General features: G+C 59.1%; 15 protein-coding genes and 2 tRNA genes. 13 read left to right on the forward strand and 4 right to left on the reverse strand.

Going from position 1 to position 14,529, the window contains the following annotated elements:
* Window position 1 precedes the first annotated feature (1 nt).
* Together ACCD00_RS05370 and ACCD00_RS05375 are read left to right on the forward strand one after the other, a co-directional pair.
* Window positions 2-77, forward strand: a tRNA-Glu gene (locus tag ACCD00_RS05370).
* Between the two features lie 3 nt (window positions 78-80).
* Window positions 81-156 (forward strand) — tRNA-Gly (locus ACCD00_RS05375).
* A 58-nt stretch (window positions 157-214) separates the two neighbouring features.
* On the opposite strand, the gene ACCD00_RS05380 is transcribed toward ACCD00_RS05375, so the two are convergent.
* Window positions 215-1,084 carry a helix-turn-helix domain-containing protein gene (locus ACCD00_RS05380; protein ID WP_413422582.1) on the reverse strand — a complete coding sequence of 290 codons (870 nt, stop codon included), beginning with the start codon at window positions 1,082-1,084 and terminating at the stop codon, window positions 215-217.
* Window positions 1,085-1,491: 407 nt separating this feature from the next.
* Here ACCD00_RS05380 and ACCD00_RS05385 point away from each other — a divergent pair, with 407 nt between their 5' ends.
* From ACCD00_RS05385 to ACCD00_RS05435, 11 genes are all read left to right on the forward strand, one after another.
* Window positions 1,492-1,695 carry a Flp family type IVb pilin gene (locus ACCD00_RS05385; RefSeq protein ID WP_008003669.1) on the forward strand — a complete coding sequence of 68 codons (204 nt, stop codon included), beginning with the start codon at window positions 1,492-1,494 and terminating at the stop codon, window positions 1,693-1,695.
* Between the two features lie 192 nt (window positions 1,696-1,887).
* Window positions 1,888-2,412, forward strand: a complete 525-nt coding sequence (locus ACCD00_RS05390; protein WP_413422584.1) for a prepilin peptidase — start codon at window positions 1,888-1,890, stop codon at window positions 2,410-2,412.
* Between the two features lie 2 nt (window positions 2,413-2,414).
* Window positions 2,415-3,743 (forward strand): AAA family ATPase, encoded by a 1,329-nt coding sequence (locus ACCD00_RS05395; protein ID WP_413422586.1) that lies wholly within the window; start codon window positions 2,415-2,417, stop codon window positions 3,741-3,743.
* Between the two features lie 15 nt (window positions 3,744-3,758).
* Complete coding sequence (gene cpaB, locus ACCD00_RS05400) at window positions 3,759-4,577, forward strand: Flp pilus assembly protein CpaB (RefSeq protein ID WP_413422588.1); 819 nt, start codon at window positions 3,759-3,761, stop codon at window positions 4,575-4,577.
* Between the two features lie 75 nt (window positions 4,578-4,652).
* The gene (locus ACCD00_RS05405) at window positions 4,653-5,996 is read left to right on the forward strand and encodes a TadE/TadG family type IV pilus assembly protein (RefSeq protein WP_413422590.1); all 1,344 of its coding nucleotides are present in this window, start codon (window positions 4,653-4,655) and stop codon (window positions 5,994-5,996) included.
* Window positions 5,997-6,004: 8 nt separating this feature from the next.
* On the forward strand, window positions 6,005-6,484 hold the full coding sequence (locus ACCD00_RS05410; RefSeq protein ID WP_413422592.1) for a TadE/TadG family type IV pilus assembly protein: 480 nt from the start codon (window positions 6,005-6,007) through the stop codon (window positions 6,482-6,484).
* The gene (locus ACCD00_RS05415; protein WP_413422594.1) at window positions 6,484-6,978 is read left to right on the forward strand and encodes a TadE/TadG family type IV pilus assembly protein; all 495 of its coding nucleotides are present in this window, start codon (window positions 6,484-6,486) and stop codon (window positions 6,976-6,978) included. The genes ACCD00_RS05410 and ACCD00_RS05415 overlap by 1 nt, the downstream gene beginning before the upstream one ends.
* Complete coding sequence (locus ACCD00_RS05420; RefSeq protein WP_413422596.1) at window positions 6,972-8,192, forward strand: AAA family ATPase; 1,221 nt, start codon at window positions 6,972-6,974, stop codon at window positions 8,190-8,192. Before ACCD00_RS05415 ends, ACCD00_RS05420 begins: the two co-directional genes overlap by 7 nt.
* A 3-nt stretch (window positions 8,193-8,195) precedes the next feature.
* Window positions 8,196-9,638: a CpaF family protein gene (locus tag ACCD00_RS05425; protein ID WP_413422598.1), complete on the forward strand. Its 1,443-nt coding sequence runs from the start codon at window positions 8,196-8,198 to the stop codon at window positions 9,636-9,638.
* Window positions 9,635-10,621 carry a type II secretion system F family protein gene (locus ACCD00_RS05430; RefSeq protein ID WP_413422600.1) on the forward strand — a complete coding sequence of 329 codons (987 nt, stop codon included), beginning with the start codon at window positions 9,635-9,637 and terminating at the stop codon, window positions 10,619-10,621. The genes ACCD00_RS05425 and ACCD00_RS05430 overlap by 4 nt, the downstream gene beginning before the upstream one ends.
* 29 nt (window positions 10,622-10,650) lie before the next feature.
* The gene (locus ACCD00_RS05435; RefSeq protein WP_413422602.1) at window positions 10,651-11,616 is read left to right on the forward strand and encodes a type II secretion system F family protein; all 966 of its coding nucleotides are present in this window, start codon (window positions 10,651-10,653) and stop codon (window positions 11,614-11,616) included.
* A 199-nt stretch (window positions 11,617-11,815) separates the two neighbouring features.
* On the opposite strand, the gene ACCD00_RS05440 is transcribed toward ACCD00_RS05435, so the two are convergent.
* From ACCD00_RS05440 to ACCD00_RS05450, 3 genes are all read right to left on the reverse strand, one after another.
* Window positions 11,816-12,085 carry a DUF3613 domain-containing protein gene (locus ACCD00_RS05440; protein WP_413422604.1) on the reverse strand — a complete coding sequence of 90 codons (270 nt, stop codon included), beginning with the start codon at window positions 12,083-12,085 and terminating at the stop codon, window positions 11,816-11,818.
* Between the two features lie 18 nt (window positions 12,086-12,103).
* Window positions 12,104-12,817 carry a tetratricopeptide repeat protein gene (locus tag ACCD00_RS05445; protein WP_413422606.1) on the reverse strand — a complete coding sequence of 238 codons (714 nt, stop codon included), beginning with the start codon at window positions 12,815-12,817 and terminating at the stop codon, window positions 12,104-12,106.
* 119 nt (window positions 12,818-12,936) lie between these two features.
* On the reverse strand, window positions 12,937-14,160 hold the full coding sequence (locus ACCD00_RS05450) for a type II and III secretion system protein family protein (protein ID WP_413422608.1): 1,224 nt from the start codon (window positions 14,158-14,160) through the stop codon (window positions 12,937-12,939).
* Between the last annotated feature and the right edge of the window lie 369 nt (window positions 14,161-14,529).

Raw genomic sequence — 14,529 nt, forward strand, 5'->3', positions numbered from 1 at the left:
TGTCCCCTTCGTCTAGTGGCCTAGGACACCGCCCTTTCACGGCGGTAACAGGGGTTCGAGTCCCCTAGGGGACGCCATTTGCGGGAATAGCTCAGTTGGTAGAGCACGACCTTGCCAAGGTCGGGGTCGCGAGTTCGAGTCTCGTTTCCCGCTCCATATTTAACGAAAACGCCGCTCATTGAGCGGCGTTTTTGTTTGCGCGTAAAAAACCGGATCAACCGCCGAGGCTTTGTACCAGGCTTTCGAGCGCGTCAGTGGTTTCTTCATCCTGCACCGGTTGCGTAGCTGCCGCCGCTTTGATTTGGCGTGCCAGGCGGTATTCGCTGGGCGTGCAGTTGGCGAACTGCTTGAAGGCACGAGCGAAATAGGAAGGATCCTTGAAGCCGGCCTCATAGCCGATGCTGGTAATCGGCATCTGGCTGTTGTCGAGCAAATCTTTTGCGAAGTTCATGCGCTTGTCCAGGATGTAATCCGTGAAGCCAAGTCCATTGGCTTCCTTGAACAGGCGGCTGAAGCGAAATGTCGTCATGCCGCAGCGCTGTGCCAGTTCCCTCTGATCGATGCTGTCTCGAAAGTGCTGTTCGATGTACAGCATGATATTGCTCAGCGCCTGGTGTTTCTGGTGTCCCGAGGTCAGCCGGATGCTGTCCGGCAGGGCCGGGGAGTGGTCGATCTGCGATGACTTGCCGCGGCTGTTGGCATTTCGGCGCAGCTCGCAGAGCTGCAGCAACGCCGTCAGGTAACGCTTCCTCTCGCTGGTCGAGAGCGGGAGCACCATGTATTCCCAGACGCTGGAGCGCATGGCCCATACCGCCAGTTCCTCCGAGTGCTGCACGGTGAACATGGTGATCGGGATGCTGGGTGTGGTGCGTTTGATCTCCAGCAATAGCCTCAAGCCTTGCGTGTCGGGGCGATCAAAGTGGATGCAGATCATGTCTGCCTGTTCCCTGACGGGCAGCACGGAGTTTTTCGCCAGATTGCAGTCGCAGATGTCCTCGAACTGCGCGACGAGTTCTTTCGTGGACCGATCATGAGTCAGATCGAACCACAGGAGTGATGGCCTTCTGGTTACATTCGACGTCATGTCTTTACTCTGAGGTTCTTGGTGACTCTCTTCGCCAGTATTGCCAAGGTGCTATCACTTTGCAGATTTAATCCTGATAGGAATGACAATTTTTAGTTCTATTCGCTATATGGATTGCCTGGAAGGCAGCCCGGGCGAGTGTTTGTTGGTGTGTTTTCGTCGATTCCGGATAAACCGCTTGTCGCTTGTGAATCAATGACAATTGCCTTTGCTTTTCAATGCCTTGTTTATCCCTCCCGTTACTTCTGCAAAGGCCAATGACCTCGTATTTGGCCGCCCCGCAAAAAAGTCCTAGCGATGTGCAAAATCTTCCTAACGCCCATGCCTTGCCCCTGACTAGTGTTGCACTCAGGCAGCACAGAACGTACTGCCTCAGAAAAAAACAACATTCGAGTGAGGTGGGCAAAATGATCATGCAAACAATCAAGGCTTCGGTAGTGAAGTTCATCCAGGACGAAGATGGTCTGACCGTTGTGGAATACGCAGTAGCCGGCGGGTTGGTTACGGCGCTTGTGGTCGGATTGTTCACGGTTCTTGGTACTGAGGTTAAGACCAAAATTCAGGCCCTGTGCGATGCGCTCAAGGGGGCCGCCTGCGTCCCGGCAGCTTAATTCCCGCCGGGGAGGACCGTCGAAGTCCATGGGGCAGCCGGTTGCCGCTTTCTGATAGGGCGCCGGCAACTTTCTCAATGGACTTCGCGTTGTCTCTGTCAATTTAGCGTAGGGAGCGCAAATCACTGCGCTGCTCAAGGCCGCCAATAGAAGCGTGCGTGCTAACGATTAATACCCGCAGGGAGACATGCCATGTCCACGGAACTGCTCTCGATGGTTTTATTGATGGGACTTTTGGGCGTGGCGGTGGTGAGCGATCTGCTTCGCCACCGTATTCCCAACATGCTCGTCCTGGTGGGTCTTGCCTTGGGATTGATCGGTCAAATGCATTCAGGCGGTGTCAGCGGATTGGGTGGCAGCCTGCTGGGGATCCTGATCTGTTTTGCGCTGTTTCTGCCGATGTACGCCTTCGGTGGCATGGCTGCCGGTGACGTCAAGTTGATGGCCATGGTCGGCAGTTTTCTACCGTTCCAGCTCGCGTTGTGGGCTGCAATGTTCAGCCTGATAGCCGGTGGTGTATGCGGTTTATTGATCGTGCTGGTTCGCGGTCAATTGCGTCAGACCCTGGGACGCTATTTGCTGATTCTAAGGGCGCAGGCTTATCTGGCGCCAGCTTCAGATGAAGTAGCCGGCAAGCCTTTCCCATATTCGATTGCAATATTGATCGGCACTTTGAACAGCATCTACTGGCAAGTTACCGTTGGATTCGGAGGTTAGACATGCACGTCATCGTCGATAGTGATGCCTACCCCAGCGATCGGGACGCGGTGCAACGACTGGCTCCTCAGCCGTGCACTATCCGCGAAACCGGCCTGACCGACAGTTTTCTCGGCGAGTTGGTGTGCAAGCATTTGTTTGATGCCGGTGTGCTGGACATGTCGCGGCTGGTGGAGCGCCTGGCGCTGACCGGCGCGGTACTTGAAGAGGTCCTGGCGTTTCTGCGTAAGGATGGTCGTGTCGAAGTACTTGGCCAGGTAAATCAAACGGGCGGGCAGATGCTGCGTTATGGCCTGACCGAACGTGGTCGCAGTGTCGCCCGCGATGCCCTGTCGCGCAGTGGCTATATCGGAGCGGCCCCCTTCCCGGTGAGTACCTACCGATCCCTGATCAAGCTACAGACCATTCACCATGGTCGCATCACTGCCAACGATATGCACAATGCCCTTGCTGGCGTAGTGCTCACGGAGGGGATGCTCGATCAGTTGGGTGTGGCGATGAACTCCGGGCGCGCGATCATGATTTATGGCCCCGCGGGTACCGGCAAGACCTATGTCAGTACCCGGCTGATCCGTCTGTTCGCCGAGGCCATCTGGGTCCCTCATGCCATCGTTATCAACGAGTCGGTGATCGAGATCTATGACCCGCAGGTGCATCAGCGGCTCGATGATAACGTTCAACAGAACAATCTGATGCTCAACGAAGGGATCGACCGTCGACTGCTGCGCTGCAAACGCCCGATCGTCATCACTGGCGGTGAGTTGAGCATGGAACAGCTGGACGTTCGCTATGACCCCTTCACCCGTCAATACCAGGCTGCCTTGCAACTCAAGGCCAGCAATGGCCTGTTCATCATCGACGACATGGGACGTCAGCGCATGGCTCCCGCCGAGCTGTTGAATCGCTGGATCGTCCCGATGGAAGAAAAACGCGATTTCCTCAACCTGGGCGGCGGTCGGCATTGCGAGCTGCCGTTCGATCTGATCCTGGTGTTTTCCACCAACCTCAATCCCCTGGAGCTGGCCGATGAGGCCTTCCTTCGCCGGATTGGCTACAAGCTGCAGTTCGGTTACCTGAAGCCGGAGCAGTACGAAAAAATCTGGCGTATGGAAAGCGAGCGTCTGGGTATTGCTTATGACCCGCTGCTGGTGCGTTATGCGCTGCAAAGGCTTTATGCAAGTGAAGGCATGCCCCTGGTGCCTTGCCATCCCCGCGATCTCCTGAACATGGCACTCGATCGCCAGCGTTACATGGGCGGTTCCGGACCACTGTCACCGAAAGAGTTGGAATGGGCCTGGCACAACTATTTCGTCCAGCTCGACTTTCTTTGATACGGAGATACTGACATGAGCTCTCGTACTCTTACCTTGATAGGCGTTTCTCTGGCGATGGGCCTTGGGGCTGCGTGGATGGCCGACTCCTGGCTGAGCGCGCGGCTCAATGCCAGCCCGGATGACCACCTCCGAAACGTGGTGGTCGCCACGGTAGAGATTCCATTCGGGCAGATGGTCGAGGCCCAGCAGGTCACGACCGTACGCATGCCCATGGATACGATCCCGGACGATGCCTTCGATGCCAGCGAAAAAACCGTGGGCAAGATCGCAACGTTCGACATTCTGCGCGGCGACATCGTGCGCGGTGCGCGTCTGAGCGAGCACCTGGGTGGCAGTACCCTGGCCTCTTTGATTGCGCCTGATAAACGCGCCATATCGGTACGGGTGGACGATGTGGTCGGCGTGGGCGGATTCCTGTTGCCGGGTAACCGGGTCGATGTACTGGCGACCAAAACCACCAATTCCGGCAGTAACAGCGCCACGTCCAGGACCATCCTCGAGAACTTGCGGGTGTTGGCGGTGGATCAGACAGCGGGTACCGACAAGACCCAGCCGGTCGTGGTGCGCGCGGTGACGCTGGAAATGTCGACCGCTGAAGCGGAAGCCCTGGTCACGGCGCAGACGGAAGGCAAGTTGCAATTGGCGCTGCGTAACCCACTGAATCTCGAGAAGAAAACCGCGGCCGCTGCGCCTGTTGCACCTGTTGCGCCGGCCATGACTGTAGCCGCCGTCGCGGAGCCAAAACGCGTGGTACCGCGCAGCCGTGGCGAGGGTGGCGGGGCAATCACCATTATCCGCGGAACCGAAGCCATAGAAGTCAGAGTTCGCTGACAGGGCGCAACAGGTACATGGGCACCACGGTATTGGCGGAGCCGATCCGGATCAGTATCGGCAATCGAGGGCTTGATGATGAATCTTCGTATTCAGCGGCCGTTCACTTCGACGCCAAGGCGCCAGGAAGGATCGGTGAGCGTATTGATGGTGATCGCGTTGGCGGCGATGACCATGGTGGCGGCGTTGGCTTTGGACGGCGGGCATATGCTGCTGAACAAAACGCGCCTGCAGAATGCGGTGGACGCCGCCGCCCTGAGTGGTGCCAAGACCCTGAGTCAGGTGGGGGGGGCCATCAACAGTGCCAGTACGACGAAGACCGCCGCGCTCAATACGCTGGTACAGAATGCCAATGCCACGGGCAACAACGAATTGGCCACGGCAGTCGGCGGCAATGCAGGTGCATTTGCAGTGGTGGAACTGGCAAGCAGCGTCTATGGCCCGTTCTCCTACCCCGGGCCGGCGAATGCCAAGTACGTTCGGGTATCGGTACCGAGCTATAACCTGACGGGATTTTTCTGGAGTTTCGCCCAGGCATTCGGCGCTGGCGGCCTGGGAACCAAAGCGGTGGCGGCGATTGCCACCGCTGGCCCCAGCCCCACCAGCCCCTGCGATCTCGCGCCTTTGATGGTCTGTGGCGACCCGACTAAGTACAACCCTGGCGCCGGCATGTTCTGGGGCTTCCAGTATGGGGATCTGCAGGTATTGAAGACGGCTGCCGGCAATTCGTCGCCCATTGGTCCTGGCAACTTTCAGTTGCTCGACTTTGGTTCGGGCGGCAGTTCAGTCAGGGAGGATATGGCCGGAGGTGGCTCCGTCTGCCGCAATGTGGGGCAAGAGGTCCCGACCGCCCCTGGCAACAAGGTCGGCCCTGCGTCTCAAGGCCTGAATACGCGCTTCGGCATCTACGACGGCCCGGTCAGTGCCTCGGACTATCCGCCGGACCTCGTGACCACGTCCAGCAACCCCGCCATCACTTACGACGACTCAGTCAATCCCCCACAAGCGAAGTACCAGGGGCAAACCGTCACCTCGAGCAATGGCAATCTCACCGCGGGCGGCAATGCGATACTGGACTACAACGACTGGCGTGCGAGCGTTGCTGCGTGTGTGGCAGGGGCCAGTGGCTGTCAGAACAATGGGGTGTTCGAGCGCCGGATGATGAAAATCGTGGTGGGCGACTGCTCCGGAAAAAATAATGGTGCAACCTCGATCCCCGTTCTCGGTTTTGGCTGCTATTTCGTTGTGCAGCCCATGGATGGCGGTGGCGGGGACGCGCAGATCTTCGGCCAGTTCGTGAAGGAGTGCGAAGGCGACAACGTGGCCGGCCCCTCGCCGTCAACCGATTCCGGCCCGCAGATCATTCAGCTCTACAAAACCTACCTCACCGGCAGCGGCACTCCGAGCACTGACTCGTAGGAGGCGTCATGCGAATTCACGGATTTAAACGTCGGCAGCACCAACAAGGTCTGGCCATGGTGGAATTCACCCTGGTCCTGCCGGTGTTGCTGTTGCTGATGCTGGCCTTCGGTGAGTTCGGCCGCATGCTCTATCAGTACAACGTGCTGCTGCAGGCCAGCCGCGATGCCGACCGTTTCGTCGCCAGCAATGCCTGGAACTCGACGCTGGGTGCGGTTGCTCTGAGCAATACGCTACTGACCCAGACGAAAAACGTTGCGGTGTATGGCGTGCCTGCCAACACCGGGACCGCTGTGGTGTCAGGCCTGACGACTGGCAACGTGGACGTTGCCGCAGTGGGCACCGACCATGTGCGGGTCACCATCACTTACACGTTCTGCCCGGTAATTGGCGCTGGCAATTGCACAGGATCGCTTCCCGGTTTTTTTGGTAATTCGATTGCACTGGGCATTCCGCTGGTCGCCACTACTGTGATGAGGGCCCTGTGATGAATAGAAAACATATGCGCGGTGCCTATACGGTGGAGTTCGCCGTCATTGGTCTGCTGGTGTTCACGCTGTTGTTCGGCGTATTGGAAATGGGCCGCGCGTACTTCACGGTCAATGCGCTGGATGAAGCCGTGCGGCGGGGTGCGCGCCTGGCGGCGGTGTGCAATATCAGCGATCCGGTGGTTTTGCGACGAGCGATCTTCAATGCCGCGACCGACGCAGGTACGAGCCAGCTGATCAGCAATCTGGCTACCACCAACCTGACCCTGACCTATCTGGACGTCAACGGTGCAGTGGTGGCAAACCCCGGCGACCTGGTCAGCGTCAACGGTTTTCGTGCCGTCCGTTATGTCCAGTTGAGTCTGCAAAACTTCGTTTTCAACCTGTTTATTCCCGGGTTCGGCGTGCCCATAACCCTGCCTGCATTCAGGGCCACCTTGCCACGCGAAAGCCTTGGGCGTCATTCCGATTCCGGGGAGATCACGCCATGCTGAATACCAAGGACACTCCACTTTCCAGTGCGACAGGCAAAGCCGGGCTCAGGTTGCTGATCAGCAGCCGTGATGCCACGTCATTGCGCGACCTGCAGAGCGTCTGCCAACGCATGCCCAGCCTGGAGGTGAGCACTCGCCTGGTGAGCAATGGGCACGTCGACCCGCTCTACGGTCTGGACCGGATGCCCGATCTGCTGCTGTTGCGCGTCAGCCACCTGTGGCGCGAGGAGCTGTCGGCACTGTTGCAGCGCCCGGCCCATGAGCGTCCGCCGATGTTGGTGTGCGGACTGTTGAGCGAACAGGAGGGCATGCGCCTGGCGATGCAGGCCGGCGCCCGTGACGTCCTGCCGGAGCCCGTCGCCGAGACAGAACTGGTCGCCGCCTTGAATCGCCTGGTCATGGAGGTTCGGAGCGGCAGCGGGACAGAAGGGAAATTGCTCGCCGTGATCAGCGCCAAGGGCGGATCCGGCGGCACCATGCTTGCCTGCAACCTGGCTCAGCAGCTCAGCATGAAGGGTGGCAGTGCCCTGTTGCTGGACATGGACCTGCAATTTGGCAGCGTGACGCATTACCTGGATGTGGCGCAGACACACAGCCATCTGGAGGTGTTGCATCAGATCGACGGCATGGACAGCGTCGCATTACGCGGATTTTGCAGCCACTTCAGCCCGACCTTGCACGTGCTGGGTGGCCGGGCCGGTGAGCTGTGTCTGCCGCAGGATGCTCAACCCGAGCAACTTGACACCCTGATGCAGTTGGCCCGCGCCAGCTATGACTGGGTAGTGGTCGATCTGCCGCGGCAAATCGACCACCTCACCGGCTCCGTGCTGGAACAGGTGGACAGGGTGTACGTGGTGGTGCAGCAGAGCGTCAGCCATCTGCGCGATGCCAGCTCCCTGGTACGGATTCTTCGCGAAGACCTGGGCGTGCGTGGGGATCAATTGCAGATAGTGGTCAACCGTTATGACAAGGGGGCAGCGGTCAGCCTCAAGGATATCGGCGAGGCGCTGCGCTGCACGAACCTGTCGAAATTACCCAACGACTTCAACCTGGTCAGCCAGAGTCAGAACACGGGTGTGCCGTTGGGGCTGCATGCGCCGAAGGCGGCGATCACCGTTGCCCTGCGCAACGTGGCCGATGACCTGCTCGGCAACCAGATGGCTGGAAAAAAAGGCGTGTTCAAACGCGCCTTCAACCGTTTTTTCGGGGGGTGACCCATGATCAGCGACTTTCGTAACCGCTTGCGCAAACAGTCCGGTAAACCTGCCTCATCGCCGGTTAACCAGCCAGGTGACGACCTGCCGGATCCGGCAGAGGAAATAATGGCGTGGGAGCGCGCAACGCCAGATGTTCTTTACGAAACCAAAAGTCAGGTCACCCCGGTGGAAGCCGAGTGGCGAGAAAAGATCTACCAGCAGTTGCTCAAGGTCATGGACCTGTCCTTGCTGGACTCCCTTGAACAGGCAGAAGCCGCTCGGCAGATTCGCGATATTTGCCAGCGCCTGCTCGATGAGCATTCGGCACCGGTGAGTACTTCCAGCCGTCAGTTGATCATCAAGCAGATCACCGACGAGGTACTCGGCCTTGGCCCTCTGGAGCCATTGCTGGCTGACCACAGCGTGTCCGACATTCTGGTCAACGGTTATGCCTCGGTCTATGTCGAGCGCTTCGGCAAACTGCAACGCACCGATGTGCGCTTTCGCGATGATCAGCATTTGCTGAACATCATTGACCGTATCGTCTCCAGCCTGGGGCGGCGTATCGACGAGTCCTCGCCATTGGTGGACGCCCGGCTCAAGGACGGTTCGCGGGTCAATGCGATTATCCCGCCTCTGGCCATCGACGGCCCGAGCGTGTCGATCCGGCGCTTTGCGGTGGACCTGCTCAATACCGACAGCCTGATCCAGGTAGGGACCTTGACCCCGGCCATTGCCCTGCTGCTCAAGGCGATTGTCCGTGGGCGTTTGAACGTGCTGATTTCCGGCGGTACCGGCAGCGGCAAGACCACCATGCTCAATGTGCTGTCCAGTTTCATCCCGCACAACGAGCGGATCGTCACCATCGAAGACTCGGCCGAGCTGCAACTGCAGCAGCCCCATGTGGTACGACTGGAAACCCGGCCTTCGAATATCGAGGGGCGTGGCGAGGTGAGCCAGCGGGAGTTGGTGCGCAACAGCCTGCGGATGCGACCGGACCGTATCGTGATCGGCGAAGTGCGCGGTGCCGAGGCGCTGGACATGCTGACAGCGATGAACACCGGCCACGACGGCTCGTTGACTACGATCCACGCCAACACCGCACGCGATGCATTGGGGCGGATCGAGAACATGGTGTCGATGACCGGGGCGACCTTCCCGATCAAGGCCATGCGTCAGCAGATCGCATCGGCCATCGATGTGGTGATCCAGCTGGAGCGCCAGGAAGACGGCAAGCGCCGCCTGGTCAGTGTGCAGGAGATCAACGGCATGGAAGGCGAGATCATCACCATGACCGAAATCTTCTCCTTTGCGCGCCATGGCATGGGTGAAAACGGCGAAGTGCTCGGTGACTATCGGCCCAGCGGCATGATCCCCGCTTTCCGTGATGTGCTGGCCAAGCGTGGCATCGAGTTGCCGCTTGAGATGTTCAGGCCTGAGTGGATGGAGGCACGGCAGTCATGAACAATATTCCTGGTGAATTCATTCTGATGTTCCTCGGCATGGTGTTTATCGCCGTCTTTCTCCTGTCCCAGAGCGTTGCAGTGCCGGTGTTTGGCGAGGCCGGCAAGATGCGCAAGCGCATCCGCGGCCGTTTGCATGTACTGGAGAAAGCCAACAATCAGCCCAACATGCAGACGGTATTGCGACAAAAATACCTGACGCGCTTGTCGCCTCTGGAGGCCAGGCTTGAACAGCTGCCCTTTATGGAGACATTGACGCAAATGATTGAGCAGTCCGGACACGAATACCGGGCCTACCGGGTATTGCTGCTGGGGCTGGTACTGGGGGGGGCGGCGGGTATCTCGATCTGGATGGTCTCGTCAGTCTGGTGGATGGCGCTGATCACGGGCTTCGCGGTCTTCTGGTTACCCATACTGAAAATCTCTCGCGACCGTGGCAAGCGTTTCGCTGAGTTCGAGGAAGGCCTGCCGGATGCGCTGGATGCCATGTGCCGCGCTCTGCGTGCCGGGCACCCGTTCAACGAAACCCTGCGCCTGGTGGCCGAGGAGCACAGGGGGCCGGTGGCTCATGAGTTCGGCCTGACCTTCGCCGATATCAACTTTGGCAACGATGTGCGCCGGGCCATGCTCGGCCTGCTGGAACGCATGCCGAGCATGACGGTGATGATGCTGGTGACCTCGATCCTCATCCATCGCGAGACTGGCGGTAATCTGACTGAAGTTCTGGAGCGACTGAGTCGGCTGATTCGCGGGCGCTTCCGCTTTCAGCGCAAAGTCAAAACTTTGTCGGCGGAAGGGCGCATGTCGGCCTGGGTGCTGGTGGCGATTCCCTTCGTGCTGGCGATCGCGATCATAGTTACCACCCCCAGTTACATGCCTGTGCTGATCAATGATCCCACAGGCCGCAAGATGATCATCGGGGCGTTCGGCGCCATGTTGATCGGGATTTTCTGGATACGCAAAATCATCCGGATTCAGGTTTGAGCGGTATTCGCTACCGGGAGGTACAGGTCATGGACTTTTTGCTCGGGTTGTTCAGTCGGTTCACGGGGAATGAGGAGGTGGCGCGCCTGTTGTTCCTTGGCGCGATCGGTTTGAGTACGGTGCTTGCGGTCCTCGCCGTGATCTTGCTGATGATGGGACTTCAGGACCCGGTGCAGCGTCGTCTGGCGCTGATCAAGCGTGGTCATTTAGGCAACACGACCGGGCAGGAAGCTCCGGGTAACCTGCAACTGTTGCTGGAGCGGGTCGGCCAGCGCTTTGCTTCGGCCGACTCGGCTCAGACGTCTGCCACCCAGACCCTGTTGACGCATGCGGGGTACCGTTCTTCGTCGGCGGTGCAGATGTACTGGGCGGTGCGCTTGATGTTGCCGCTGTTATTGATCGGTATTGCGTTGCTGCTGTTGCCGATGATTCCCAAGCTGTCCCTGACCATGGGGCTGCTGTTGGTGGTCTTGGTGGCCGGTATCGGATGGTTGGTGCCATCGCTGTATGTCGACAAGCGCAAGCAGTTGCGACAACGTCGGCTGCGTGCTGCGTTTCCGGATGCGCTGGATCTGATGGTGGTGTGCGTGGAGTCGGGCCTGGCCTTGCCCACGACCATCGAACGGGTGGCTGAGGAGATGTCGGTCAGTCAGGTCGAACTGGCTGAAGAACTGGCCCTGGTCAATGCGCAAATTCGCGCGGGCATTTCCAGTACCGAGGCGCTCAAGCAACTGGCCCTGCGCACTGGCCTGGATGACGTACAAGGGCTGGTCAGCCTGTTGGCGCAGAGTATCCGCTTTGGTACCAGCGTGGCCGACACCTTGCGCATCTATGCCGATGAGTTCCGTGACCGGCGTACGCAAGCTGCCGAAGAGATGGGGGCGAAAGTCGGTACCAAGCTGGTATTTCCGCTGATTTTCTGTCTATGGCCGAGCTTCTTCCTGGTCGCTATCGGCCCGGCCATGATCGGGGCACTCAGAGCATTCGGTAAGTGAGCGGGAGTGGTTTGCTGTAGAACAAGGTGGCTGTGTTGCATAAGAACGCGGTGGAGCAGGCGAACGGAGTGTATTCACTCCAATCGCCTGCTCCACTTTTTGATACCTGGGCTGTATTTTCCTGCACACGTGATTAAGCCTGGCTTTTTAGCCAGGCCACTCTGGACTACGCCAGAGGCTGATCACCTATCGAAAGGCCTCAGTTGCCGATGGTCATTTGTCCCGCTGTATCCTGGTCAAAATATTGCGGAATCGGGTAGTTGAAGCTATTCAGCCAGCGCTGCATGGCAAGGTCACGTTCGGTGGCCGAAGCGGTTTGCAGTATAGGGGAGGCAACCACGCCGCGAATCTGCAGCTGCAACCACTGTTCGGTGCCTTGTTGATAGGGCGAAGAGGGGCCCGGCTCGATAGCCCAGGCAGTGGTGGACAGGCTAGCCATGCACAGGATCAACAGCCTTTTGGTATTCATCTCGACTCCTCGTACGTTCTACTTGTTCGCACTGGCAGAGGCATCGGCTACCTCAGCCCCGCGATTGCCATCGGAAGCCACCACTTTTTTGGCGGAGACCTTGAGTTTTTCCGCGCGGGTCTGAGCCTCTGCGACTTGCTTGGGACTCAAGTCGGCGCGGGTCACGAGTTCGGCAGCCCCCTTCCAGTTATCCTGGTAGATCAGCAGCGTCACCATATTGAGTGCCGCCAGTGTGTTTCCCTGCTTGAGTTCCAGGGCGGTCATGAACTCAAAGCGCGCTTCTGGGATCCGTCGCTGATTGAGGTAGACGACCCCCAGGTCATTGCGCATTCTTTCGTCGGTGGGCGCCATCTTCACCGCGCGCTCAAGGTGAGTGGCAGCGACGGTGTTATCGTTTCTGGCAGCGGCCAACTGGCCCAGGCCATGTTCCCCTTCAGCCGCCAGGCAGGTGCCGAGCAAGCTTTCGTACAACGGCTGCGCTTCGCTGCTGTGCCCCATCATGCGCAGCACCCGAGCCTTGCGCAGGCGAACCTGGACCAGGTTATCGGACAAACCTTCCAGATTCGCCAGGCTGGCATACAAGCGGCCTTCGTCGGCCATGCTGTCGGCCAGGTTCAGGGCCAGTTCTTGCTCCGAACCGGGCTTGGCACAGCTGGCCGGGCGCGAAGCCAGGCCATTGCTGGCACAACCTGCGAGCATCAATGTCGCCGTTATTGCAATGACTGCTTTCATCGAATGTCCTCTGGCTACAACACGTTGAACGCCTGGCCAATGGCAATACAGCTGGCCCGGCAAGCGTTCAACGTCACCATTACGAGTGAGGGCGAGGCAAGTCCGGTTCAGGCTTCGGTTCATTGCGAGAGCCCGCTGAGACTGTCGAAGTCGCCATTTTCCAGGAAGAACATGCGGTAGAAATTCGGGTCGTAATTACGCAGCTGCTCGCCAGGCAGTGACGGCAGTTGTGCATTGGCCGCCAGTGGCTGGACCAGATGCGGGGTGACGATCATCAGCAGTTCGCGCTCTTCACGGTTGATGGTGTTGTCGCGGAAAAACGCGCCCAGAACCGGGATATCGCCCAGCCCTGGAAACTTGTTCACCTGGGAATTGTTGCGGGAGCTGATCAGGCCGCTGATGACGAAGCTTTCGCCGTCGGCCAGGGAGATGCTGGTATCGGTACGGCGCACGGTCAGGGCCGGGACTACCGTGCCGGCGATGCTCACGGCGTTGGTGAAGTCCAGTTCACTGACTTCCGGCGCCACCTTCAGCGCGATACGGCTTTTCCCGACGATGGTCGGCGTCAGGGTCAGGCGGATACCGAATTCCTTGTACTCGATGGACACGTTATCGCTGCCTGAGCTGGGCACCGGAATCGGTATTTCACCGCCGGCCAGGAAGCTCGCGCTCTGCCCGCTGAGCGCGACCAGGCTTGGTCGCGCCAGGGTGTAGGCGAAACCGCTGCCTTCCAGCGCGTTGAGCGCCACCAGGGTATTGCCGGTAGCAAATGTGAGGTTGAAGTTATTGTTGTTCACCGGTATCGACGGCGTGACAATGCCGCCGATGGTGGGCAAGGTCCTCGGCGAGCCGAACAGGAAGTTACCCCGGATGCCGAAAATCGAGGCCGAGGCTTCCTTGAGCTTGGTCCGGCTGACTTCAACGAAGCGGATATCGGTCTGCACCTGGCTCGGCAGCAGCGGGTCGTCGGAAGGCACCGACGGTACGCTGGTCAGCGCCGACGTGGCTTTACCCTTGACGAACACCATGCTTTGGCGCGGCGTTTTCGAACAGGCGGTCCAGACCATCAGGCTGGTGGTCCCCGGCGCAATGCCCGTGAGTATGAAAGCGTTGCTGCCGCTGGGTTGCACGTCGGCAATTTTCGGGTCACCCACCGCCAGTTGCGTTACCGGAACGGGGCTGCGCAGTTCACTCTGCAGTCCCTGGCCGACCTCGTACGTTGTCGGCCAATTTTCCAGTTGCGGACAGTTGGCCGGCGCGGCCTGAGCCGCATCCACGCTGAGGCCCACCCAGAACAGGCCATGGATAATTCGCTTGAAAGCGGGCACGGGATGAAGGCTCATTTGGTACATCCTCACTGGATAGGCCGTCTTTAGGCAGACTTGGTTGTCTCGGATCACTTCACGGGGATCGGGCTATCCCCCCCAATGCGCCAGACCTCTTATCCACGGCCCTGGCGTTATTCCTTGCGTACTACACACGAGCGGGTGCAATTCGCTGATCCGGCTGGACAGCGAGCGACCTTTGCTGAAACGGTTTTTAGTGATCCGGTTACCTGGACTGCCTGTCGGAGCGATACTCGCGCCTGTGGACGGTACGGTCCGCCAACCTGGTTCCCCCGCAAAGTAATCGGCACTGAAGGTACAGAGCCGGAAAACGCCTGCCAGGATCATGGTGAGGTAACTCCTTTTGCCAGTCCGCTATCTGATCAC

Origin of the sequence: Pseudomonas sp. Pseusp3, from assembly GCF_047304225.1 — a bacterium.
Lineage (GTDB): Bacteria > Pseudomonadota > Gammaproteobacteria > Pseudomonadales > Pseudomonadaceae > Aquipseudomonas > Aquipseudomonas fluorescens_CD.